Here is a 24,393-nt window from a genome sequence, read left to right as displayed (position 1 = left end):
CCGCCCGCTGCGGAGCCGGGTCGGGGAAGCGATATCGATGCCAGCGGATTGCTGCTGGCGTTCGCCTATCCCGACCGCATCGCGCAGCGGAAGGCAGGCGGCCGCTTCCTGCTGGCCAGCGGCCGCGGAGCCGCGTTCGCCGCCCCGCAGCCGCTCGGCCAGGAGCCCTGGCTGGTCGTGGCCGAGCTGGACGACCAGGGGGCGGATGGCCGCATCGGCCTGGCTGCGCCGGTGGAGCTAAGCGACCTGAAGCAACGATTCGCCGAGCGGATCGTTGTGGAGGAATCGGTCGCTTGGGACCGTTCGGCGCAGGCGGTGCGGGCGAGGCGGCGCGAGCGGCTGGGCGCGTTGGTGCTGCAGGATGCGCCGCTGGCCGACCCGGACCCGGACGCCGCCTTGCAGGCGCTGCTGCAGGGAATCGCAGCGGAAGGGCCGGCGATCCTGCCGTGGTCCAGGGCGGCCCGGCGGCTTCAGCAGCGGCTGTGCTTCGTGCAGCGCCATGACCCGGGCTGGCCGGACGTATGCGACGCGGCGCTCGGCGCTGACCTGGCCGGCTGGCTCGGCCCGCATTTGTACGGCCTGAAGAGCCGGGAGGAGCTGCAGCGGCTCGACCTGGCGGCCATCCTGGAGGCGATGCTCTCCTGGGAGCGGCGCCGGGAATTGGACGAGCTGGCCCCGACCCATATCGTCGTTCCCAGCGGTTCGCGCATTCCCGTCGACTACAGCGATCCCGCTTCCCCCGTGCTGGCCGTCCGGCTTCAGGAGCTGTTCGGGCTTGCGGAGACGCCTCGCATCATGCGGGGAAGAATCGCATTGACGCTGCATCTGTTATCGCCGGCTCAGCGCCCGGTACAGGTGACGCAGGATCTGGCCAGCTTCTGGCAAAACGCATACTTCGAGGTGAAAAAAGACCTCAAAGGCCGCTATCCGAAGCACTATTGGCCCGACGACCCGCGCAGCGCCGTCCCGACTAACCGCACCCGCCCCCGGAATCAGGGGAATTAGCGAATATTCGGGATGCGCTTTCCCCCCCCGGCACGCTTGATAACGCTGACCGAAGAAGGAGAAGAGCGGCGAGTAGTCCTTGGTCCGGGGAAAGGGTCCATATTGACGCTGGGGATAAGGATACCCAATCGATCTGTTTTCACAAGGGGAAGGGACATATGGGCAGGATCCTCCCGGATCGTTTGCCGGTTTGTCCCGCTCTATTTTTTTGAATAATGGGAGGCATCGCGTTCTTAATTTGGGCTGTCCATATACGTATTGCCTTGTTTACAGCTCATACATTTTCTCGATTTACGCTCTAAGGAGGCAACATAGCTATGATCCGATTTGCAGTGATTGGAACCAACTGGATTACCGACAGCTTCATCCAAGCCGCCCGTGAGACCGGTCTGGTGGACTTGACTGCCGTCTATTCACGGACGGAAGAGCGGGCCCGAGAGTATGCCGCCAAGCACGGCATCCCGAATCGATTTACCGATTTAGAAAAAATGGCCGCCAGCGATGAATTCGACGCTGTCTATATCGCGAGCCCGACCTCTTGTCACGCGGAACAGGCCATTCTTTGCATGGAACACGGCAAGCATGTTTTGTGCGAAAAACCGATAGCCTCCCACGCCCGGGAAATGAAAAAAATGATAGAGACGGCGGCAAAACATAACGTACTCCTGATGGAGGCTTTAAAGTCCACCCTGCTCCCCAATTTTCGCGCCATTCAGGACAATCTCCATAAGCTTGGGCCCATTCGGCGATATTTTGCAAGCTATTGCCAATACTCTTCGCGCTATGATGCGTTTAAACAAGGAACGGTGCTCAATGCGTTTAACCCTGCGTTTTCCAATGGTTCTTTAATGGACCTGGGGGTCTACTGCATTTACCCGATGGTCGTTCTGTTCGGAAGGCCCGAGCTGATCCGGGCGAACGCCGTCATGCTCGAGTCGGGGGTGGACGGAGAAGGGAGTTTGCTGTTGAAATATAAAGAGATGGACGCGGTCATCATGTATTCGAAAATAACGAATTCGTATCTGCCCGCCGAAATTCAGGGAGAAAACGGGACGATGGTTATCGATCGGATCAATCAGCCGGGGAAAGTGGAAATTCGCTACAAGGACGGGACGGTTGAGGAAATTACCCGCGAGCAGACAGGGAACACGATGAAGTACGAGGTTCAGGAATTTGTCCATTTGATAAAAAGCGGCGAGCTCGAATCCTCCGTCAATTCGCATGCCAATTCTTTGTCCGTCATGGAGATTACTGATGAGGCCAGAAGGCAAGTCGGCCTGGTCTTCCCTGCTGACTCGCTGGCTTAGCTGGGCTTATTACAATGTAACGTGCATAAGAAACCATGAGTGTTTTGTATGCGTTGTTCCAAGTAAGTCAAGCTGTTCATGATCGTTATGATGCGCAGGTGTAACGGACATGGAAGCCGTTAATGATCGGATTTGCTCCCTTTTGGCATTCTAACGGACATGAGGGCCGTTATTGACCGTTCCGGAGGTCATTTGAAGTCTATTTTCGTCAAATAACGTTCCCTCAGTCCGTTACACGGGGAAAATACCTCAATCGACACAAATAACGGCGCTGGTGTCCACTACAGTTTTTTCGCAAATCGTTCCCTGCCTCCGACTTATGTTGCGATGCTGCATAGAGGTTCTTTTGTAACGCTGTACAAGTGACCATGCGGTTTAACCTATGCATCTTTATTGCGTCCGGCAGATCATAGTTCGGAGATAGGCTATCTCTATCAGTCCTAATGAGAGAACGAACCCCGATCCTTTTGCCTTAGCAAGCGGTATTGGCGGGGGGTGACTCCGGTGTGCTTTTTAAACAATTGGCCGAAATGCTTTAAATCTTCATAGCCGCAATGAAGTGCCGCTTCCAGAACCGTCGTTTTGGGGCGGCTTAAGAGTTCGCAGGCATGACGAATACGCTGTTCTTGTATGTAGCTCAGGATGGTCGTCCCCATGATCTGCTTGAACAAGCGTTGTCCTTGGCGGGGGCTGATGTTGGCAGCGGCAGCTACATCTGAAATGGTAATAGGCTGCTGAAAATGTAGGTAGATATATTGTTTCATGGCCGTAATTTTGTCGATTATTTCGGGAGAAGTGGCCTTACCGGCCGGCTGCTGCAGGCGCTGGAGAAGAATCAGAAGCTCGAGAAGGCAAGCAAGCAGTTGAGAGCGGTAGCCGGGCTTCTTCGTATCGTATTCTGTGAGCAGACGATGCATAACATATTTGAATTCTCCATCCTGTTCACGAATATGCAGCCATCGTTTCCCGTTCTGCAGATTTCCGCTTAATAACACAGCGATTTCCTCTTCCAACGGATAGACGGTTAATTGTTGGAGCTGTTCAGTTTGAAAAATACAGTTATAAACTACCAAGGAACGGTCCTGCTGCAAGCTGACGGGTCGAAAGACATGGGCGGTACCGATAGGGATAAAAAAGACGTCGCCAGCCGTGACCGATAATGTCTCGTTGTCGACGTAATGAAAGCCCTGCCCTTCCGCGACATAGCAAATTTCCGCGAAATCGTGAAAATGTTCCGCCAATTGAAAGGATTCGCTTACCCGATTGACATATATGGGGAGAAATTCCCGGAAAAACAGTTCGCCGCTGGTTAGCTCCACCGTTCGTTTGACCGTCATTCCTCCGAAACTCTTATCCCTTGCTTGGTCAGCCATTTCGTTGGCTCCTTTCCCTTGGTTTGCCTCTTGGCTCTCATTTTCGTCGATTCGTTTATTTCTTCACAGTCATCCGTGCTCTCCCTTTTTCCCTCACTCCAATTTTGCTTCCACTGATGACAGCTTGTTTCTTTACTCCTCGTTTTCTTATCGATTTTCCTATGATATCCCAATAACGAACCGTCTTTTAGAAAGGAAATTGTATGCTTCATTCTACGAACGGTTATCTCAAAACATAAATTGGATTAGATGACATTTTACCCCTGTCGGATGTCGTGATCAACCCCTTTCTTATGTGCCGTTATCGATACAATAAAGGAAATAGGTTAAACGAGGAGGGAAGAATCATGACAAATGTATGGTCTGAGCGGGCGAAGTGGATATGGGGAGGTAACGAAAGCAGTCCCCGCAATGAATGGCGTTTGTTCCGCAAAACGTTCCCAATCCAAGAGAAGGAATACACACAAGCCTGGCTTGATATTACTGCCGATTCGCGATATGTTCTGTTCGTCAATGGACAGGAGGCGGGCCGAGGGCCGGTAAGATCATGGCCGGCAGAGCAGGCCTATGATACGTATGACGTATCTCCCTATATTCGTCCGGGTGAGGACAATACCATTGCCGTTATGGTGATGCACTTCGGTTTGTCTACCTTTTATTACTTGAAGGGAAGGGGAGGATTGTTGGCGCAGCTTCGTATGGCTGACGAAGCGGGAACCAGCTTGGGCTGTGTCATTACTGACGGAAGCTGGCGAACGCTGCGGCATCCCGGCCAGGACGGAAGAGCCCCTCGAATGTCCTGCCAGCAGGCTTTCGCAGAACGGATAGATGCCCGATTATTCGACTCTGCCTGGAAGGATCGGTCCTACTCCGATGAAGCCTGGCCGCTAGCCGAAGAATTGGGGGTGCCGGGGATGGAGCCGTGGACCACTCTAATCCCCAGGGATATTCCTCCGCTGACAGAGGAAACGGTCTATCCGATCAGGGTAGAAGCGTTGAAGAAGGTACGCCGGATTTCCTGGAATGCATACATAGATATTCGCAGCCAGATGGTGCCCGATAGCCGGGAGCATGCGAATCCGGTCGGTTTTGTCGGTTATTTGGCGACCGTTGTCCGGGTCTCCGCCGGCGGGAATTTCACGATAGGCTTTCCTGCGGCATTTGTGAATGTGGGCACGGTCATCCTGGACGGCAAGGCGGTGGCTGCGGAGCGCTTCTACGGAGAAGCCCCGGAGAGATATGCGGATATTGAGCTTGAGGCGGGCGATCATTTATTAATGGTCGATGTAAGTGGAATCGATCACGGGCATGGATTCCGCATCGGCGTCGATGGAGAGGCTCCGATAGAGCTAATTTCCCCATTGTCCGGAATCGATGGGACAAAGTACTCTCCGTTCGTCGGAATTGGACCGTTCGATACGATAGAGGTGATAGATCATCGGCCCGGCAGGCGTTTAAATATGGAACATGAGGAATATTTGGCGGTTCGTTCCGTTTCGCAGGCGGCGGAATTAACTCTGTATGCCGATCGTTTAAGTCCTGTGCCTCTCGGCTTGTATCGCGATGATGATGTGTTTGGCCATCATGTATGGAAGAAGGCAAGCGAATCGCAAGCGGTTCCGCATGCGCTCCAACACCTGGTGACAGCTGACGGGGTTCCTGCACGCGTGCCCTTTTACGAAGGGGCCGATACGGAGATGATCATTGATTTCGGTAAGGAAACGGTCGGATATATCGAGTTTGAGCTGGATTGTGCGGAAGGAACGATAGTTGATTTTTACGGGTATGAATATATGCGCGATGAGTACATTCAGCATACGTACGGTCTGGATAACACCTTAAGATACGTGGCGAGAAAAGGCAGGCAGACCTATAAATCGCCGGTTAGGCGGGGGTTTCGCTATCTTATGCTCACCGTCAGGAATGCCCGGTATCCCGTTCACTTCTACAGCGTCCGCCTTGTTCAGAATACCTACCCGGTAGCGGAAATCGGCCGTTTTCACTGTTCGGATGCCCTGTTGAATGATATTTGGCAGATTAGCCGGGATACGACCAAGCTTTGCATGGAGGATACGTTCGTCGATTGTCCCGCATATGAGCAGGCATTTTGGGTGGGGGACAGCCGCAATGAAGCGTTGATTGGGAATTATTTATTTTCCGCTCCGGCGCTAACGGAAAGATGCCTGCGTCTGGTGCCCGGATCCCGGAACCAGACCCCCTTGTATGCCGATCAGGTGCCAAGCGGCTGGAGCAGTGTCATTCCGAACTGGACGTTTTTCTGGGTCATTGCCTGCAAGGAGCATTATGAGCAAACCGGGCAAACGAAATTTGCTAAGGATATGTGGCCTTCCATACGCTATACGCTTAATCACTACGTGCAGCATATCGACGATAACGGGCTTTTCAATATCCAGGCATGGAATTTGCTCGACTGGGCGCCGATCGATCAGCCGAATGGCGGCGTGGTCACCCATCAGAATGCTTTTCTGGTCAAAGCGCTGAACAGCGCTGCGGAATTGGCTCTGATTGCCGGTCATGCGGAAGAGGCGGATTCGTTCAAGCATTGGGCAGACCGCCTGAAAGCGGCGATGAACAAGCATCTGTGGTCAGAAGATAAAGAAGCCTATCTGGACTGCATTCATGCAGACGGGCGCCGTTCGGGGATTTTCAGCATGCAGACGCAAGTGGCCGCCTTTCTGTGCGATATCGCGGATGGGCCGAGGAAGGAAGCACTGGAACGATATTTGCTTAATCCTCCGGCTTCTTTTGTGCAAATCGGCAGTCCGTTCATGTCATTTTTCTATTACGAGGCTTTGGCGCGGATCGGAAAGCTGACACATATGCTTGACGACATTCGCCGCAATTATGGACAAATGATCGATTATGAAGCGACAACCTGCTGGGAGATGTATCCGAGCTTTAAGGAGAATCGGACGAATCCGAACTTTCTGACCCGAAGCCACTGCCACGCTTGGTCGGCCGCGCCGGCTTATTTCCTGGGGGCCTATATTCTTGGGGTGAGACCGCAGGCTCCCGGTTGGGAAAAGGTGTTGGTGGAGCCGAATCCATGCGGATTACGCTGGGCCCGGGGAAGTGCTCCGCTTCCTGAAGCAGGCCGGGTCGATGTCTCCTGGAGGGCTGATGAAGAACGCAGGCAGATGGAGATCGAGGTTCGCGTGCCGCAAGGACAGCAGATTGAAGTGAAATTGCCGGAGGGCTACACAGGAACAACGAAGATAATAAACTAACTAGCGGACTTGCCGCAGGACCGGCTCCGGAAATCAGCTTGAATTCCCGTCCCAGGGCGGTAATAATCGCGCGAATTTCCTCGTTGGGCAAAAGTCAACGACGGGGTCATTCGTGCCCGGTCCTTTGTTGTGCTATTGAATCGGCAGCGCCCTCTTACCACAGGTAAGATCAGGCAGACCGAATCCGGGGCTGTCAGCAATGGTTGGCCTGCATTCGGATGCGCAAGTCTAGGTTCTTCTGATTGAGAAGGATGTCGATTGACCGCATCGCAACGTGCCCTCACCCGGAGCGCGTTGCGATGCTGAAAACATGGTGCGCCCGACAAATATCTTCCACCAGTACATCTATTTGACAACCGGGGGTGTACCTATCAGGCTGACGGTAGACGAGACGACTAAGAAGCCCGCTCATTAGATAATACCCGGCTCGATGTTTATCTAATCTTGGTTGGACTTTTCTTGAATATACAGGTCAAGAGCCTTAATTGCTCTCTTTGCAAGCTGGATAAATAAAATAAGGCAATAGACCCCCAGCACAAGTAAAACCAGGTAAATTAAAAACACCAATAAAGGCCATATGGCCAACATCCCTGCTGCTGAACCGCTCATTCAAACCCTCCTCGCAGTAGTAATAGATTTCCAATCCAATCCATTCTACCATAATTGGAAATTGTTAGTATCAATAAATGTTTATGCTGAAATACGTCAGTATAAGACGATATACCTGCTAAGTCATTTGATACATAGTTTTGCGATTATTTCCCGGGAAAAGTCGACAGAAAATCGAGGGGATTTTACATGGAACCATGACATTATCGTCTATGCAAAGCTGGCTGCTGACGGAACGTGTGTTGAAGCTGCTGAGTTCACCCGGGCGGACCTCAAGCATATCGAGCAGAATGGTCGTCTTGAATGTGAGGGATTGCGTTGAGAGGGCAGGTAATGACAGTATCATTAACTCAACATAGAAAAAACACGCACAATAAAGGGATTGTACGTGTTTTTTCTCCCAGCCTTAGCCTTAGCTGACCAGGTTGAGCTGCCAGGAAACTCCGAATTTATCTGCAACCCAGGCAAACCTGGGACTGAACGGATAGGCTTCCAAGGGCATCAGAACCGCGCCGCCCTGAGAGAGCTCCTTAAAGAGTCGATCGACCTCTTCTTCCGTCTCGCAGTTAATAAATAGGGAGATGGAAGGGGTGAAAGTGAAATTATGCTTGACACTGCTGTCGATGCACATGAACTGCTGTCCCTTCAGGGAGAATGTTGCCTGAAACACGCTACCTTCCCGTCCGGCTTCGTTCGGGCCGTAACGGGCAATGCTCAAAATTTCCGACTGGTCAAATAAAGAAGTATAGAAATTCATAGCTTCTTCAGCCTGTCCTTCGAACATTAGAAATGGAGTCACTTTTTGCATGTTATCAACCTCCTTCATTTTGCAGTTCCCATGTTTTCTTTCAGCTCAATGAACATTAATCCTCGGCCGTATCCGATTCGCTCCTGTATTCTGTCAGTGTTTGCTCAACGTCTTGCCGGGTGCAGCCATCTTCATGAGGCACGACGATGGTTGGGGTGAAGGTCATCCCGCAGCCTTAGCATGAAAAATAGAGTCGGGATTTTCTCTATTTTGGTCAACCATATAGTTGAGTATACACCCCCCCAAGATGTAATCATCCATAGGGTTAAATATCGATTTCACTATTGCCAGAATAGCGGGAATGGTGTATGATATGGGCGATTCCAATTGAATAATCCCGGGGGCTTGAGGAGTCAGGCTGAGAGTGTAGCCGTTATACCGCTACTGACCGTTAATCTGAACTGGATAATGCCAGCGTAGAGAACATATGTTGATTAGGGACCCTTTCTCCGTCTGTGCATCCAGGCGGTTTTTTTGTTTGGAAAATAATGGATTGAAGGAGAGGGAGCACTTGAAACAACAAGCAACCGGCAGTAAAGGATTGAAGTTTACCGATATTTTGGTCACGGTGATGATTTCTTTAGTGTTTGGAGTCATTTTCAAGCTGTGGGACGGCGTATACGGAGTGGTTAAGCCGTTATTTCTGCAGGCGGGCCAGTTAACTTACGGCATGTGGTTTATGGCGGGACCCTTCGCGTATCTGATCGTTCGCAAGCCGGGGGTAGCGCTGCTCGCCAATCTGGCCGCGGCCAATGTATCATCATTGCTGGGCTCCGCATGGGGACTGGAAACGATTCTTTACGGATTCGTACAAGGACTGGGTGCGGAATTGGTCTTCGCAGGTCTGCGTTATCGCAAGGCGGGACTGGTTGCGGCCGGTGTGGCCGGCATAATGGCGGGACTCGGTTCCTTCATCGTGGATATCTTCCTCGGCTACGCCAATTATGAAGCATGGATGCTGGCGCTTAAATACGGTTTACGTGCCGTTAGCGCATTTGTATTTTGCGGCTTGTTCGCTTATTGGCTCGTCCGTGCGTTGGAAAAAACCGGCGTGACCCGGCAGATTCAGCCGGTGGCGAGGGAAGAGTACGAGTCGCTGCAGAAGTGACATGATATCTCTACTAACTACACGTAAGTTCTAAAAGCCTGCCGGGACAACAACAGGAAGAACATTCTTCCCCGATCGGACGGCTGTGGTCGGACGAGGAGCAAGGGGAAGCCCAAGCGGGCCGTTGAGCCCGGTAATGAGGTGGTCAAATGCAGGACAATCCGGCATCATTTTTATCTGTCTCGAACTTGAGACTGAAATTTCCGGGAGAGCCGTCCTTGGTGTTCAAGGACCTCTCCTTTGCTGTTCCACAAGGCCAGAAGGTTCTGCTGCTCGGACCGAGCGGCTGCGGCAAATCGACGCTGCTGCAGGTGCTTAGCGGAATTATTCCCGGTTCCGTCGAGGTCCCTCTGACCTGCGATTCGGTTCGGCGTCCGGACTCCTGGGGCTTCGTGTTTCAAGACCCGGACACCCAATTCTGTATGCCGTACGTTGATGAAGAGCTGGCCTTTGTGCTGGAAAATCTGTCCGTTCCAAGGGAGCGGATGGAGGAAGAGATCGGGCGGGTTTTGCGCAAGGTCGGACTCGTCTTCGAGGATATCCATACTCCCATTCAGACCCTATCCCAAGGAATGAAGCAGAGGCTGGCCCTCGCTTCGGTTCTGCTGCTTCAGCCGGAGGTGCTTTATCTGGATGAGCCTTCGGCGATGCTCGATCCGGAAGGGACAGAGCAGATATGGGCGGCGGTCAAGGAAATATCCGCTAACAAGACTCTGGTCATCGTAGAGCATAAGATCGAGCAGGTTATCGACTGGGTTGACCGTATAGCGCTGTTCGATGCGGATGGGGCCATCCTCGCCGATGGCACGCCGGACGAAATTTTCCACAGGCATAAAGAAGAGCTTGTCCGCTTCGGCATATGGTATCCGCAGGTCTGGGAGGATTATATCCGGTCGGATGCATATCAGGAGATAGAGCAGCAGAGGCGGAAGGAGCGCCAAGCTCTCGAAGGCCGCCCGGGTCCTGTTCTGGAGCTGAGGGATTTCGCCGGTTACCGTCAGGAGGAAGTCAGGATTGAGGTTCCGCAGGCGGAAGGACAACCCGGTCAATGGATTTGCATCGTAGGGGAGAACGGCGCGGGCAAAAGCACGCTGCTGCAGTCCATCATGCAGCTTCTCCCGACCAGCGGCACGTACAGGCTGTGCGGGGAAGAAGTCCGGCAGACGGTCAGAGGGCGCAGGAAACGAAGCGTCAAATCTCCGCCTCCCCCGGAGCTCGCTTTTGTCTTTCAAAATCCGGAGATGCAATTTATTACGAACTCGTTATATGATGAACTGGCATATTCACTCCGGCCGTTGAAGCTTTCCGAGGAGGAAGCGGATAAGAAGGTTAAGCAGACGTTGGAGGCATTCGGCTTATACATGAGTGAGAGGCGTCATCCTTACCAGTTATCGGTCGGTCAGAAGAGACGGCTCAGCGTCGCCTCCGCCGTCATCGGAGAGAAGCCCGTGCTGCTGCTGGATGAGCCTACCTTCGGTCAGGATGCGAGGAACACATTCGCCATATTGGAGAAGCTCGAAGAACTGCGTGTGAAGGGAACGACGATTATTATGGTGACACATGACCCGAATATTGCCGGTTACTTCTCCGACCAAATATGGCGAATAGAGCGGGGGCGGCTGGTTGCCGTGGAACCGCCGGAGCTGTGGAGGTGCGTCAGGCATGAATTTGTTCACACCCCATAGAGAAACCTGGCTTTACCGGGTGAATCCGGCTTTGAAATTTGCCGTGTTCTTCGTGCTGTTGGTTATCGCCTTGATCAATCGCCGGTTCGATTTCGCGGTTTATCAGATGATCGCCTACCTGCTGCCGCTTCTGCTGTTCAGCGGCTACACGGGAAGGAAGCTTCTGCTGTTTACGGCTCCGTTCTTATTCATCTTTGTCTCCTCCTCGTCGACGATGATTCTGTTCGGCAAAGGGGAAGAGGTTTGGTGGCAGTGGGGGCTGATCCGCATCTCGAAGGAGAGCTTCTACCACGGCCTGCTTATCGGATGCAAAACGATAAGCTTCGGCGCACTCGGAATGATCTTCGCGTTGACATCGAAGCCGATTCTTTTCTTCTACGCGTTAATGCAGCAGTTTCGGCTGCCGGCCAAGTATGCCTACAGCTTCATCGCTTCGATCCGGATGCTGCCTGCCGTCTGGGATGATTACCGGGTTCGCACGGACGCCTTGAAGGTGCGCGGGACGCGGTTTGCCCGGGGCTTTCGCGGGATGTATGAGCGATTGAGCGCTTATGCGGTGCCGCTGCTCGCCCAGAGCATCCGCCGGGCACAGAGAATCGCCGTGGCCATGGAGGCCAAGCGGTTTCAGATGGGAGCGTCGCGAACCTATTATTATACCACCCGTTATTCCCGAATCGACTTATGGTTCGCGGGGATGATGGCAGGGCTGCTGATAGCGGCCTACTGTACGGCGGTTTATCTTCCGCTGGCCGGCCGTTGAGAGGCAAGCGGAATAAATCGGATGTCGTATAAAAGGACCCCGTCTCCACTCCATAGTGGGATTTGAGGTCCTTTTCGGCTTCATTTTGGGACGGTCCTGTTTTTCGTTGAATGGGATGGATTAATCCGCTAGAAATCGATTTTTACTCATTTTCACTTGTTCAATCATATGCCCGATGTTTCCTTCACCTGCAAATAGGGTCATGTCAAAAAAATCCCGGTTCAAATCAGACCAGTACAATTCATTTTCATCCCCCGAGATCTCTACATCTTCCTTCAATCTGCCGGCATAGACTTCAACATAGCAATTCTGAAAATAGTATTTGAAATCCATTAGATGATGCAAAGTAATATGTTCTCTAGAGATGTTTGTTTCTTCATATAGCTCTCTATAAGCAGCGTCGAGCCCGGACTCTCCGTTTTCGATTTTGCCGCCGACCAGATTGCTTAATCCTTTATAAGGGTCCTTTAATCGTTTGCACATAAGCAGCCGGTCCATATCCTTGCTGTATACCATAAGAACATTATATCCTTGCATACCTGATCTCCTTGTATTATGCGGTATAGAGAATTTTGCACGAATGTCCGGAAACGGAGTTATAGGAAAAAGGCGGCCGCTTCCTTGGAGGCGGTCTCCGGAGTCCGGAGGCTTAAGTATTCGCCGTGTACAAAGTTGAACACGTTCATATCGCTCGTGGCCAATAGTCCCGTAGTCAAACGGGGGATTAACCGGATATGCACCCCGCTGGCCTCAGTCCGACGGACGGGAATGAAGGCCGCCAGGTTAAAGCTTGCGATGCCCGCCTCCCGGAAGAAACGGAAGAACCGCAGCAGGCTCTCGGCCAAGGCGAGCCAATGCCGCTCGTCCAGCTCCGCGAACGAAGGGGCGTCCTCATAAATTCCAACAAAGTCATAATGGCTTCTTGGAGCATAGGCATGCACCCATCCGAGGGTGTCCTGCTGCCCGACCCAGCGCTGCTGAAGCCGTCTTTCCTCTTCCAACAATGCTTGATAGTAGGGTTGTTTATATTTTTCATAGAAGGCCTGGCCGTATTCGGAAACCGTCGCCTGATAACGGGTCTGCTGCTCGGAAGCAAGCACATGAATATGCGGATGCAGTATACTTCCGCCCGAAGGGGGGAGGTAATTCCAGTTGATGGACGCATGAGTCGCCTTCGGGTCGGTCTGCAGCACTTTGGACAGATAGGCATGAGCGACGGACAGTGCGTCTGCGAGGACCGGAATGCTGAACTCCTCAAGACGGACATAATGCGAATCGGTCATTCGCACGACAGCGTTATGCTTGCCGTAAGGAAATAAGTTGGGAAAGGCGACCGCTTCTCCCTTGACTAGCCTTCCGCCCTCTACAATCTCGTTAGAAAATGTGGGGGTCATCGTGTGAACATTGTCCGGGCAGAAGGGGCACTTGCTTCCTTCGGTGGCCTTGGCAGCCTCCTCGTAGCCCGGAGGAGTAAAGGGGGCTCCGGCCCCGGGATCATAAACCAGTCGCGAGGTTTCCCCGGTCAGGGGATCGAAGCGGACTTCCGTTTTGCGCTCCAGTGGTTTCCCGGCCGGATCGAGAAATGTAAAGAACTCCTGCTCTGCACGAAAAGTAAGGGTCATGCTCCAAGCCTCCTTGCGCTTATTAGCTGAAATCTATCTTTTACGAATCCCAGACATTCCCAATTAAGCAGATATCAGCTATTATACCATACCTGTCCCGTCAGGTGGTCATTGAAAGATGTTCACGTAGAGAACATCAAAAATACCCGGTTAGTAAGACAAGCCGGGTTATGATACACTCCATTATAAATACGATCACAGATCATAAGGCGGTGGGGACAATGTTGAAGATGCTTGTTGTCGATGATGACAAGTTCGAGCGGGACGGGGTCAAGTTTCTGGTCGACAAGTACGATTTGAAACTGGAAATCGCCGAGGCGGACAGCGGAGAAAGCGCGCTCGAATATATCGCAAGACATGATGTCGACATTTTGTTTACCGATATCCGCATGAAAGGAATGGATGGGCTTGAGCTAGCCGAGGAAATCCGTGAGCGCGATGCGTCCGTCAAGGTTATCTTTATGAGCGCATACGGCGAGTTTGAATATGCGCAGCGCGCAATCGATCTGAAGGCGATTCGCTACATATTGAAGCCGGTGCAGGTGAGCGAATTTATTAAAGTCGTATCTCAAGTGATTCAGCTGTGCAAGGAGGAGCGTCAGGCGAAGGAGAAGCAGATACGGCTGGAGGAATCGTATCGCAAGGAGCAGCATTACCATAAACAGAGGCTGCTGACCGATTATATTATGGGACGTGCCGATTCATCAGCTGAGGGAGAAGAGATCGTCCGGCCGCTGCCGATTGCGGGCTTCAATGGTTACCGGTATATCCGGATGCTTCTGCTGGATTCGCGAACCCGGCTGTTCGATCGGTTGGATCTCGATTTCGACCGGCAGATCGTGGAATCGGTGCAGCGCGCTTGCGATGTGGTCCATTTGAATGAATTTCAAAGCCTGCTGTTGCTCGAAGCTTGGGCCGAAGAGCCGCTGCAGAAGCTCGTGGAGACAGGGCGTAATTTGATGGAATGGCTGCGAACCCGGTTTGACTGTGAGGTGACGGTTGTCATCAGTGGTCTGGTAGAGGATGCCAGACAGCTTTACAAGGAATACAATGCGTTGGAGACGGTGCTGGAGAACAAGTTCTTCTTTGACGAAGGCACAGTGCTGCTGGCGAATCATACGTCATTCGCCATCGATGATATAGCGAAGATGATGGATGACCTTCTTCTTAAGCTAACGGCTCATATCCGGCGTCATCGCTTCGAAGCTGTGGAGCCGGGCTTTGATCAACTGTTCAACTTATTGCAAAATAGCGATCATTTTTCGGTCGTTTATGTCAAATATGTATGTACGGAGATTGTGAAGGTACTTTTTGAAACCGCTGCCAAAAAGAACGCCAACAAATTCAGAGAAGATTTGGAAAGCATCTATAAAACTGAGCGGCTTAGCGATCTGCGCCAAGTGATGCATGAGCTCTTTGCCGATTATGGGCCGGCAGCTTGCGACGTCTCTGACAGAGTGTCCAAAGCGGTAGAGGAAGCGGTGCGGATAATCGAGTGCGAGTATGCCGCCGATTTATCGCTTGAATTGCTGGCAGAGCGGGTTTATTTGACGCCGAACTATTTGAGCCATTTTGTTTACAAAGCAGAAGGGGATCAGCATTAACAAATATATTACGCTGTTCCGGATGGAAAAGGCCAGGGAACTGCTGCTGACGACAAACCGTAAAATCGCCGATATTGCCCGGGATGTCGGCTATCACAATTTACCTTACTTTGGTTCGTTGTTTAAAAATTATTACGGCAAAACACCGTCCCGATTCCGGAAAGAGGCCTAGACGATGAAGCGGCTGTTCTATCGGTATTTCAGCCATTTGCGGTTCAAGCACAAGCTGTTTCTGTCCTATTTGACGGTCATTCTTATTCCCGTCTCGGTGCTTGGGGCCTATGCTTTCAATCAGTCCAGGGCGATGCTGGAGCTTCAAGCTCTGCAGGGCATTGAAAAAAATGTGAACACGATATCGGAAAGCATCGGAAGTGCGGTTGGACGTTACAGCCATGCGGTGCGCTCGATCGTTTACAACAAAATATTTCAGAAAATCGTCAGCAACGATTATATTGATCTGGTCAACCTGTCCCGCGATTTGAAGGAATATTTGACGCCGTACTTCATTATGATGACGAACCTGGACAAAGATATTGAGAAGGTCACTTTCTATACCCATAGATATGTGCCGGAATATGGGGATTCCGTCCTGTCGGCAAGCAGAGTGGAGCGGGAGTATTGGTATGCGGACGCCATTGGCGGAGCAGGCAATCAGACCCACTGGTTTTACGATGAAGGTTTGTTTGTAACCGGTACATTTCCGGATTTGTCTGCAGAACGGAAAGATATTGTTTATATGCGGATTAATGAAACGAGCTTTTTCAAAAATGTGGCGGAGCTCGCCCAGGAATATGGGGTGGTGATTGCCGACAGCCGGGAGCAAGTGATTTACAGCAATTTGGGTGCTGCGAATATAGCGGCACTCGATGTGGACAACATGTCGGGGCTGAACGAAGGAATGATTTCTGCCGGCGAAACCGAGCTGTTTCTCGTCAAAACGATGGGCCCAAGACCGATTGGACGATCTACTGCCTTGTGCCGGCGGCACAAATGTCGCCGAACGCCGGATCCATCTTAAATGCGACCTTGGTAGTCATCCTTATATGTATCCTGATTCTTCTCGTCATTATTTCCATCTTCTCCAAAACGATGATCAGCCGTATTTATAAATTGAATATGCTGATGAAGCGGGTGGAACGGGGGGAGCTGGATTTGCGGGTGCACAGCGCGTTCAAGGACGAAATCGGAGAGCTGACGAACGGCTTCGGGCACATGCTGATTCGGCTGAATGAACTGATCGACGAGTCGTATCGCAGCAAAATTGTGCAGAAGGAGGCTGAAATGAAAGCTCTGCAGTGGCAGATTAATCCTCATTTTTTATATAACACGCTGTCGTTCATTAACTGGCAGGCGCTGAGAAGAGATGCGCATGACATTAGCCATGTAGTTACTGCGATGGCGAAGTTTTACCGGACGGCGCTGAACCGCGGCAACAATATTATCTCGGTAAGAGAAGAACTGGACAACATCAGGTCGTATATTGAAATTATTCAAGCGATGAATGAGTACAGCTTTGATGTTGTGTATGACATTGATGAGCGTGTCTGTCGATATGACACGATTAATCTGATATTGCAGCCTTTGGCGGAAAATGCCGTCAAGCACGGCATTAATCAGAAGACGGAAGGGCGGGGGCGGCTTATAGTAAGCGCTCATTTAGGGGATGGCGTCATCCGCTTTTCGGTTGAAGATAACGGTCCGGGCATGCCGCCTGAGACCGCGGAATCGATATTGACGAGGCAATCTGCCGGGTATGGGTTGAAAAATGTCAATGAAAGACTGCATCTGTTGTTCGGCGCTGAGTACGGCCTGTCTATTCACAGCCGGCAGGGAGCCGGTACAGCGATGGCGGTAACGATTCCGCAATACAGACAAGATTCAGGATCATAACGGATGGATGATTGTCGGCGCTGTAAAAGCTTGCCCCTCACCGGGCAGGCTTCTTTCTTTGTGAACTCCGTAGAAAAGTGAAAGATATCAGAAATATTTGATAATTTAATATTTATTGGCCCGTGATATGATTTTAAACAAACGAAGAAAGCGTATTCACGGGAGGCGACGGCGATGGACGACATCACCATAGCGGCGATAAGCAGACGGCGGGAGCTGCGCAGGGAGAAGCGAAAGAAGTATAAGCGGTATCGCGTGCTGCTGCTCATGATGCTGCCCGCGGTTGTCTATTTCACCGTTTTTCACTATTTGCCGATGTACGGTGTGCTGCTGGCCTTTAAAGAGTTCAAAATTACGCAGGGGATATTAAACAGTCCTTGGGTCGGATTTGAACATTTCAACAAAATTATGGGCGATTCGTATTTTTACGTCGTGCTGAAAAATACGATCATCATCAGCTTGTATAAGCTGATATTCGGTTTTCCCGTTCCGATTATGTTCGCCTTGCTGTTAAGCGAAGTATCCAGTCTGAAGTTTAAAAAAGTGGTGCAAACCGTCTCGTATTTGCCGCACTTTATTTCATGGGTTGTTCTGGCGGGCATCTTTTTCACTTTATTTTCGCTTGATGGGCCGGTTAATGCGCTTCTCAAATGGTTTGGCGGCCAGCCGCAGCTGTTTCTGGCCGATGACCGCTACTTTCGCTCGATTCTGGTCATTACAAGTATTTTTCAGGGATTCGGTTGGGGCTCGATTATTTATTTCGCGGCCATCTCGAATATCGATCCGCAATTGTATGAGGCGGCCATTATTGACGGGGCGGGGCGGTTCAAGCGGATGTTCTATATTTCCATTCCGATGCTTGTGCCTGTCATCGCGATCATGCTGATTTTGTCCATGTCCGGTATTCTCGACGCGGGCTTTGATCAAATTTTCAATATGTATAACGTTAAAGTCTATAACGTCGCCGACATTATCGATACCTACGTATACCGCAAAGGCCTCATAGAAATGAATTACAGCTATGCCACCGCAGTCGGATTGTTCAAGTCGGTTGTAGCGCTGATTCTGATTATTGCAGTTAACCGCATAGTCAAATGGATTGGCGGCAAGGAGTACGCATTATGGTAAACGGTACGGGTGAGGTGAGAACCGCATGTTAAATGTGAAGAAGACGGCAGGGGAGCGGCTGTTTGACGTTGTGCTGTATGCCGCACTGGTTGTGATATTGTTCTGTACGCTGTACCCGTTCTGGACACAGGTTGTCATATCGCTGGATGGAGCCGGAGCCGACAGCGCTGCTTATTCATCGGGAATCATTTTGTTTCCGACCGAGCCGACCTTCGAGAGCTACAAGCTGGCTTTCAAGTTTGACGCCTTATGGACGGGGTATTGGAATACGATCGTTCGAACCGTGCTGGGCGTATGTTTGTCCACTGTGCTGACGGCGATTACGGCCTATCCGTTGTCCAAGCGGGATTTGCCGTGGAACGGCACCTTTACCGGGTATATCCTGTTTACGATGTTGTTTTCCGGGGGCTTGATTCCCACCTATCTGCTCATTAAGCAGCTGAATATGCTCGATACGATTTGGGCGCTTGTCATTCCAGGGGCGATCGGAGCGTTCAACGTACTGATTATGCGCAATTTCTTTCGCTCGATTCCCGATGAACTGGAGGAGTCGGCGCGGGTCGACGGAGCCGGGTACCTTCGCATTTTCACACAAATTGTTATTCCTTTGTCGAAGCCTGTACTGGCGACGATCGCATTATGGGTGGCCGTCGGCCACTGGAACGCCTGGTTTGACAGTATGATCTACATTTCCGATCCGAACAAGCAAGTGCTTCAGATCGTATTACGCAAAATTATTATTCAGAACAACATGTCGGATATAAACAGCGTCATTCAAAATTTGGGCAATAAGACGGAGTTTTCCGGAAGACAATTGCAGGCGACGGTAGTTATGTTCTCCATTATTCCGATGCTGATTGTGTATCCGTTCATCCAGAAATATTTTGTCAAAGGGGTAATGATTGGCGCTATTAAAGGGTAGCCCCTATTAATAGATAGATCCATCATTAAGAAGATCCATAAAAAAAGAAAGGGTTGGTTCGAATGAGGAAGGAGCGTTGGCTCATTATGGGGCTGTGCGCCGCCATGTTAACGCCGCTGATGGCGGGATGCGGCAGCAGCAACGGCGGCTCTGGAGGCGGAGAAGGGCAAACCAACGGAGATACCAGTAACACAACCAACAGTCAGACGGAGCAGAAGTCGGCCATCAAGCTGACCTTCTGGAACCTGGATGAAAATGTGCCGGAAGGCTCTGTCGGAGTGGAGGCGTTAAAGGAACATTTCGGCATCGATATCGATTTCATTGCCGCTACGCGCGAAGGGATGAAAGAAAAGCTGAACTTGATGATTTCTTCCGGAGACATACCGGATTGGTGGAAAGAGCCTTCTTTTACGGAATACGACAAGTTTCTCCAACAGGACGTGAGCGCGGAAATTCCGCAGGAGCTGATCGAACAGCATATGCCCAAATACCTGGAATGGCTTAAAAGGTTTCTGGGCGATGACCCGTTTAAATATGTCAGAAGGGACGGCAAAATTTATGGGCTACCTGTTATTTGGGACATTGGCATCGACGGCATTCAGCTTGGCTTCCGCGACGACTGGCTGAAGAAAGTCGGCATCGACAAAACGCCGGAAACGCTGGAGGAAATGGAAGCGGCATTGACGAAGTTCCGCAATGAAGATCCGGACGGCAACGGGAAGAAGGATACGTACGGCATTACCGCAACCGGTGAAAATGTGCAGAGCATGTTCAGTTCCGTATTCGGAGCGTTCGATGTCTACCCCAACATTTTCCGGGAAAGGAACGGCACCATTGTGCGGGGCGAAATCGAACCCGGGGCCAAGCAGGCGCTTGAGGTGCTGAACCGCTGGTACAAAAATGAACTGATCGATCCCGAATTTGTCGTGAATAAAGGCGAGAACGTGGAAGATAAAGTGATGACCGATAAAGTCGGCGCGGTTGAATATTACTGGTGGTCATTCCTGCCCGGCAACGCATTCCTCGGCGGAGAGTCATGGCATGACAAGCTGGCGAAGAAGTATGAAGGGTTTAGCTTCGCCACAGTCGGAGGGGTTAAGGGACCTGAGGGGAAATATGGCATTTCCCAATATAATCCGGCCTTTGCCTCGGGCGTAATGTTCGGCAAGCAATTGGAGAATGACCGGGAGAAAATGATCAAATATATGCAGGTATTCGAGGCAACGCAATTTAATCCTAAGTTTTACGAGCTGCTCCAGTTCGGCGAGAAGGGCAAGCATTGGAAAGAGAGTGAGAAAGGCACGGTTGAATTTATTGAGCCTTATACGGATGAGAAGGAGCGCAAAAAAGCGGGAATTGGCCACTACTCCATGGCCGGGTCGTTCAACGATTACGATTTCCAGACTTCCTATACATCGGATGAAAGCTTGCGTGAGCTGGCGAAGAATACTCGCGCCAAGGGAACGCGCAATATCGATATCCTCGCTCCGTTCAATAAACCGGTGTACAACGAAACGCGGGATAAGCTGAATCAATTAACGCTGCAAACGTACATCGACTTTATTACCGGACGAAAATCGCTCGATGAATTTGATAACTTTGTAGCGGAATGGAGAAAGATCGGCGGAGACAGCGTACTGGCCGAAGCGCAGAAAGTGTACGAGGAAAATTTGAAGTGAGCGACACTGGCGGGGCGGCGATGAGACGCCAAGAGCCGGGTGCGGAGGGTAAGGAGGCGGGAAAACGATGAAAAAAATTGCAGCGGGAAGCTTGCTGCTCTCCTTGAGCGGCAGCGGATGCATCGTGAGTTGGCAGGATACGGCGGACGGCCAGGAATATGCGTCAGCGTCCGCCGGCGGTTCGCCGTTGATTCGCGCGGTCGTAGATGGAAGGCTGTGCTTGCCTTCATCGGTCATATGCCGGGACGAAGGGGATGGGAAAACGAGTATGCTGACATTCGCTTTTGCAGATGTCGACATACAAATCACTGTGAAGCTGACTTGCAAAGAGAAGTATGCGAATTTTGAAGTTACACATATTGACGACGTGGATCGGGTGGATACAGTCATCTGGGGGCCTTATGTCACTGCGATGTCCGGTTCCATCGGCGAATCCGTCGGCGTCGTCCATAATGGCAATTTCGCCATCGGTCTCCAGGCTTTGAATGTGAAGACGGTTGGCGGCTGGCCGATTGAGCTGGAGAGGCCGGAGTATGTTCAGCCTTCCTACTCGGCGCCAAGAGGCGCCAAAGGAGAGGAGAGCGAAAGCGGAAGATCGGCCCCTGACGGCACACAGCCGTCCGACAGCAAATTCGAGTATGAAGTGTGTGCGGCATGGCCAGCGACTGAAGGCAGCCTGCTGCAGGCATTCGCGCGGAACCGTACGAAAGCGGGCCGCCGCGCAGTATGGAATTTGCCCGATATAACCGTCGAGCCGATCGGCGGAGAAGATGCCTGTATTGCCGGAACCCGGATCGCGCTGTTCGGTTGTCCGGCCGATCAGGTGCTGGATACGATCGAAGCGATCGAGCTTGGCGAAGGATTGCCGCATCCGACATTCGACGGCGTCTGGGGCAAAAGGTCGCCTGTTGCAACATGTTCATATCTGATCACCGATTTCTCCGAATCAACGATATTAGAAGCGGTTCACTATACGAAGCTGGCGGGTCTGCGTTATGTGTATCATCCCGATCCTTTTGCCGATTGGGGCCATTTTACTTTGAAGCCCGGCAGCTTTCCGAACGGGGATGAGGGACTGAAAGCTTGCGTCGAGGCGGCGGAAGCCGAGGGTGTCCATGTAGGTCTTCATACCTTATCCAACTTTACAACATTGAATGATGCTTATGTGACGCCGGTCCCGGATAAGCGGCTGCAGCTGGCCGGAACAGCCAGACTGACATCGGCCGTGGATACGGCGGCGGATCAGCTAGAGGTGGACGATCCCGTCCCGTTCAGAGCGCAGCTGTTCCGCCATTCGGCCCGGATCGGCGATGAACTGATCGAGTATGAGGCGGTGTCGGACAGCGCGCCGTGGAAGCTGCTTGGGGTGAAGCGCGGAGCGAACGGCACCGCAGCGTCAGCGCATGACGCCGGCACGGCGATCGGCCGGGTGTGGGATCATCCGTACGATGTTTTCTTCCCGAATATCGAGCTGCAGGATGCTTATAGCGAACGGATTTCGCGGTTGTATGCGTCTGCCGGATTAAAGCAGATTTCGTTCGACGGCCTGGAAGGGTTATACGCAACGGGGCAGGACGGGTATGGCGTGAACCGATTTGTCAAGCTCTGTTATGATCATTGGGGCGATGAAGTGATTAACGATGCGAGCATTGTCGTCCCGAACTATTTGTGGCATATTTTTACGCGCTTCAATTGGGGTGAACCGTGGGGAGCGGCGACGCGGGAAGGGCAATTGGAGTGGCGGCTGAGCAACCAGCGCTATTTTGCCCGCAATTTTATCCCGCCGATGCTGGGATGGTTCCTCATCCGTTCCGCCTCCGAGCGGTTCGAGGCAACGACGCTGGATGAGATCGAGTGGGTGCTGTCCAAAGCGGCCGGATTCGGCGCAGGCTTTGCCCTGGTTGCCGATATGGCCGTGCTGCGAAGAAACGGCAACATTGCAGCGCTGCTTGAGAAGGTAAGCGAATGGGAAGCGGCACGCCGCGCCGGCGCCTTCACACCGGAGCAGCGGGAGCGGCTCCGCAAGCCGAAGGGCGACTGGCATCTCGAGGCGGCCGGAGACGACGGCTGGCTGCTGTACCCGCTCGCCCGGTCCAAGCCGCTTATCTGCAGCCCCGCCGAACTGCAGCCGGGGCAGCCGGGGGGCTCGGATTGGGCATTGTACAATCCGTATGCTGCCCAGCCGCTAGCCTTTACGCTGCGCGTAGTGCCAACTTACGGCAATGAAGAGGCTTCCGTGAAGCGCCCCACTGTGTACACGGATGGCGTATATATGACGTTTGATACGGAAGTTATGGCCAACCAGTATCTGGTTTGCGACGGCGACCGGTACGGCAAAATTTACGACAGCAATTGGAATTTGCTGAGGACGGTGCAGGCTTCGGCGGAAGCGCCGACGGTCCGGCACGGCGGGCAAACGCTCTCCTTCAGCTGCAAGTTTGTGGGCGAGCCGAAGCCGGAGGTTCGTGTCACGGTAATGATGCGTGGCGAACCGGAGAGGGTCGGTGTCCCGGCCGTCCGCAGCAACTAAATAAGGAAGGCGGAGCCGTCCCGGTTTACGGGACGGCTCTTTTAATGTACAATTTATAAGACCGGGCCCCCCTGTAAAATACCGTATAAACTCTATCGAAGTAGAGTCCAGGGAGAGCGACCGCGGTTGGAGGAAGGTATAGACGAGGATGCCGACGCTGTTTGGCTGCGGACGGATACGCTATGCTTCGAAGGTCGCGCGTCGCCGGCATTATAGCGGACTCTCAAATTCCTGCGTTAATACATAAATTATGAATCGATTCAGTACACCCGAGGAAAAAGCCTGCGAAAATGCACTAATTTCGCTCTAAAATCACCCGATCCCTCCTGGAACGGGAAAAAAGCTGTATTTTCTCAGGCTTTGCAGCGGATACGGAGCCGCCCGGCTAAAAGCATGAAGAATTGCAGGCTTTTTGGGATGGCGCAATCAGAGTGGAAGCACCCGGCGCTATCGCCTTCAACAAAATATCAATGTTTTACAGACAGGTGGGATCGGAGCCTATGAAAAAATGGTTTCAAAAGCTGTATTCGGAATATTTGCTTATTCCGCGGGCGGTCCGCCTGCTTTTTCTATGGGGCTGGATCATTCTCCTATGGTATCTGGTGCTTAAATATTTTTCAATATTTTCGTGATGTGCTACATTTAATAGTAACTACAGCTAGAGGAGAATGGACATGGTTGCTGAACAGAAGACAGATTTATCCGGGACTTCGGGTTCCGGATCGAATAGACGCGGAGGGCGAATCCTCGTCGTAACCGCCGTTGCCGCCGAGCGGGAGGCCGTGCTGCGCGGGCTGCAGGACGCCGGCAGGTTCGATGTCCTGGCTGCGGGCGTGGGGCCGGCTGCCGCTGCGGCGGGCACGGCTGCGGCTCTGGCCTCCTCCGGGTACGGCCTGGTGATCAGCGCCGGAATCGGCGGCGGCTTCACCGGCCGGGCGGAGGTCGGCTCACTGGTCGTGGCGGACGAGATCGTCGCCGCCGACCTGGGAGCCGAGACGCCGGAAGGCTACCGCAGCGTGGACGAGCTGGGCTTCGGCGCTGCCCGCATCCCGGCCGATGCCGGCTTGGTGGCCCGGCTGGACGCGGCGCTGCGCGAAGCCGGCTTGGCGGTCGCG

The 24,393-nt window shown here is 52.3% G+C and carries 21 protein-coding genes; 16 read left to right on the top strand and 5 right to left on the bottom strand.

Annotation, left to right across the window (positions count from 1 at the left end; translation table 11 throughout):
- Together ACFQ03_RS22550 and ACFQ03_RS22545 are read left to right on the top strand one after the other, a co-directional pair.
- Nucleotides 1-1,005, top strand: a 1,005-nt coding sequence (locus ACFQ03_RS22550) for an ATP-dependent helicase C-terminal domain-containing protein (protein ID WP_379291129.1), incomplete at its 5' end; no start/stop codon positions are given.
- A 317-nt stretch (nt 1,006-1,322) separates the two neighbouring features.
- The gene (locus ACFQ03_RS22545; RefSeq protein WP_144935142.1) at nt 1,323-2,312 is read left to right on the top strand and encodes a Gfo/Idh/MocA family protein; all 990 of its coding nucleotides are present in this window, start codon (nt 1,323-1,325) and stop codon (nt 2,310-2,312) included.
- A 440-nt stretch (nt 2,313-2,752) separates the two neighbouring features.
- On the opposite strand, the gene ACFQ03_RS22540 is transcribed toward ACFQ03_RS22545, so the two are convergent.
- A complete protein-coding gene (locus tag ACFQ03_RS22540; protein WP_379291127.1) occupies nt 2,753-3,685 on the bottom strand; it encodes an AraC family transcriptional regulator in 933 nt (310 codons plus the stop codon).
- Between the two features lie 347 nt (nt 3,686-4,032).
- Between ACFQ03_RS22540 and ACFQ03_RS22535 the strand changes: the two genes are divergently transcribed.
- On the top strand, nt 4,033-6,933 hold the full coding sequence (locus tag ACFQ03_RS22535) for a family 78 glycoside hydrolase catalytic domain (RefSeq protein WP_379291125.1): 2,901 nt from the start codon (nt 4,033-4,035) through the stop codon (nt 6,931-6,933).
- 438 nt (nt 6,934-7,371) lie between these two features.
- Here the strand turns inward: ACFQ03_RS22535 and ACFQ03_RS22530 are convergent, their stop codons facing one another.
- A complete protein-coding gene (locus ACFQ03_RS22530) occupies nt 7,372-7,542 on the bottom strand; it encodes a hypothetical protein (RefSeq protein ID WP_186328301.1) in 171 nt (56 codons plus the stop codon).
- 412 nt (nt 7,543-7,954) lie between these two features.
- Nucleotides 7,955-8,350, bottom strand: coding sequence for a VOC family protein (locus tag ACFQ03_RS22525; protein WP_379291122.1), 396 nt, complete (start codon nt 8,348-8,350; stop codon nt 7,955-7,957).
- 511 nt (nt 8,351-8,861) lie between these two features.
- Here ACFQ03_RS22525 and ACFQ03_RS22520 point away from each other — a divergent pair.
- The 3 genes from ACFQ03_RS22520 (at nt 8,862) to ACFQ03_RS22510 (ending at nt 11,903) form a co-directional block, all read left to right on the top strand.
- A complete protein-coding gene (locus ACFQ03_RS22520) occupies nt 8,862-9,458 on the top strand; it encodes an ECF transporter S component (protein ID WP_379291120.1) in 597 nt (198 codons plus the stop codon).
- 221 nt (nt 9,459-9,679) lie between these two features.
- Nucleotides 9,680-11,143, top strand: a complete 1,464-nt coding sequence (locus tag ACFQ03_RS22515; RefSeq protein WP_379291131.1) for an ABC transporter ATP-binding protein — start codon at nt 9,680-9,682, stop codon at nt 11,141-11,143.
- Nucleotides 11,121-11,903: an energy-coupling factor transporter transmembrane component T family protein gene (locus ACFQ03_RS22510; RefSeq protein WP_379291118.1), complete on the top strand. Its 783-nt coding sequence runs from the start codon at nt 11,121-11,123 to the stop codon at nt 11,901-11,903. Before ACFQ03_RS22515 ends, ACFQ03_RS22510 begins: the two co-directional genes overlap by 23 nt.
- Nucleotides 11,904-12,023: 120 nt before the next feature.
- Here ACFQ03_RS22510 and ACFQ03_RS22505 read toward each other — a convergent pair whose 3' ends face one another.
- Both ACFQ03_RS22505 and ACFQ03_RS22500 read right to left on the bottom strand, forming a co-directional pair.
- Nucleotides 12,024-12,440 carry an NUDIX hydrolase gene (locus tag ACFQ03_RS22505; protein WP_144935124.1) on the bottom strand — a complete coding sequence of 139 codons (417 nt, stop codon included), beginning with the start codon at nt 12,438-12,440 and terminating at the stop codon, nt 12,024-12,026.
- A 59-nt stretch (nt 12,441-12,499) separates the two neighbouring features.
- On the bottom strand, nt 12,500-13,525 hold the full coding sequence (locus tag ACFQ03_RS22500) for a hypothetical protein (protein WP_379291115.1): 1,026 nt from the start codon (nt 13,523-13,525) through the stop codon (nt 12,500-12,502).
- 221 nt (nt 13,526-13,746) lie between these two features.
- Between ACFQ03_RS22500 and ACFQ03_RS22495 the strand changes: the two genes are divergently transcribed.
- The 10 genes from ACFQ03_RS22495 to ACFQ03_RS22450 form a co-directional block, all read left to right on the top strand.
- A complete protein-coding gene (locus ACFQ03_RS22495; RefSeq protein ID WP_379291113.1) occupies nt 13,747-15,129 on the top strand; it encodes a response regulator in 1,383 nt (460 codons plus the stop codon).
- Entirely contained in the window at nt 15,098-15,301 is a 204-nt protein-coding gene (locus ACFQ03_RS22490) for a helix-turn-helix transcriptional regulator (protein ID WP_379291111.1), read from the top strand. Before ACFQ03_RS22495 ends, ACFQ03_RS22490 begins: the two co-directional genes overlap by 32 nt.
- Before the next feature lie 3 nt (nt 15,302-15,304).
- Complete coding sequence (locus ACFQ03_RS22485; protein ID WP_379291109.1) at nt 15,305-16,147, top strand: hypothetical protein; 843 nt, start codon at nt 15,305-15,307, stop codon at nt 16,145-16,147.
- On the top strand, nt 16,120-17,019 hold the full coding sequence (locus ACFQ03_RS22480; RefSeq protein ID WP_379291107.1) for a sensor histidine kinase: 900 nt from the start codon (nt 16,120-16,122) through the stop codon (nt 17,017-17,019). Before ACFQ03_RS22485 ends, ACFQ03_RS22480 begins: the two co-directional genes overlap by 28 nt.
- A gap of 174 nt (nt 17,020-17,193) precedes the next feature.
- Nucleotides 17,194-18,147 (top strand): ABC transporter permease, encoded by a 954-nt coding sequence (locus ACFQ03_RS22475; RefSeq protein ID WP_379291105.1) that lies wholly within the window; start codon nt 17,194-17,196, stop codon nt 18,145-18,147.
- Between the two features lie 25 nt (nt 18,148-18,172).
- Nucleotides 18,173-19,069: a carbohydrate ABC transporter permease gene (locus ACFQ03_RS22470; RefSeq protein ID WP_379291103.1), complete on the top strand. Its 897-nt coding sequence runs from the start codon at nt 18,173-18,175 to the stop codon at nt 19,067-19,069.
- A gap of 62 nt (nt 19,070-19,131) precedes the next feature.
- Complete coding sequence (locus tag ACFQ03_RS22465; RefSeq protein ID WP_379291101.1) at nt 19,132-20,748, top strand: extracellular solute-binding protein; 1,617 nt, start codon at nt 19,132-19,134, stop codon at nt 20,746-20,748.
- A 67-nt stretch (nt 20,749-20,815) separates the two neighbouring features.
- Nucleotides 20,816-23,278, top strand: a complete 2,463-nt coding sequence (locus ACFQ03_RS22460) for a hypothetical protein (RefSeq protein ID WP_379291099.1) — start codon at nt 20,816-20,818, stop codon at nt 23,276-23,278.
- A 500-nt stretch (nt 23,279-23,778) separates the two neighbouring features.
- Nucleotides 23,779-23,910 (top strand): hypothetical protein, encoded by a 132-nt coding sequence (locus ACFQ03_RS22455; RefSeq protein ID WP_379291097.1) that lies wholly within the window; start codon nt 23,779-23,781, stop codon nt 23,908-23,910.
- 42 nt (nt 23,911-23,952) lie between these two features.
- On the top strand, nt 23,953-24,393 hold a 441-nt coding region (locus tag ACFQ03_RS22450), incomplete at its 3' end, for a phosphorylase family protein (protein WP_449290188.1).

This window comes from Paenibacillus residui, assembly GCF_042677205.1.
Lineage (GTDB): Bacteria > Bacillota > Bacilli > Paenibacillales > NBRC-103111 > Paenibacillus_L > Paenibacillus_L residui.
The sequence above is the reverse complement of the archived record's forward strand: the minus strand, read 5'-3'. Positions and strand labels throughout refer to the sequence as shown.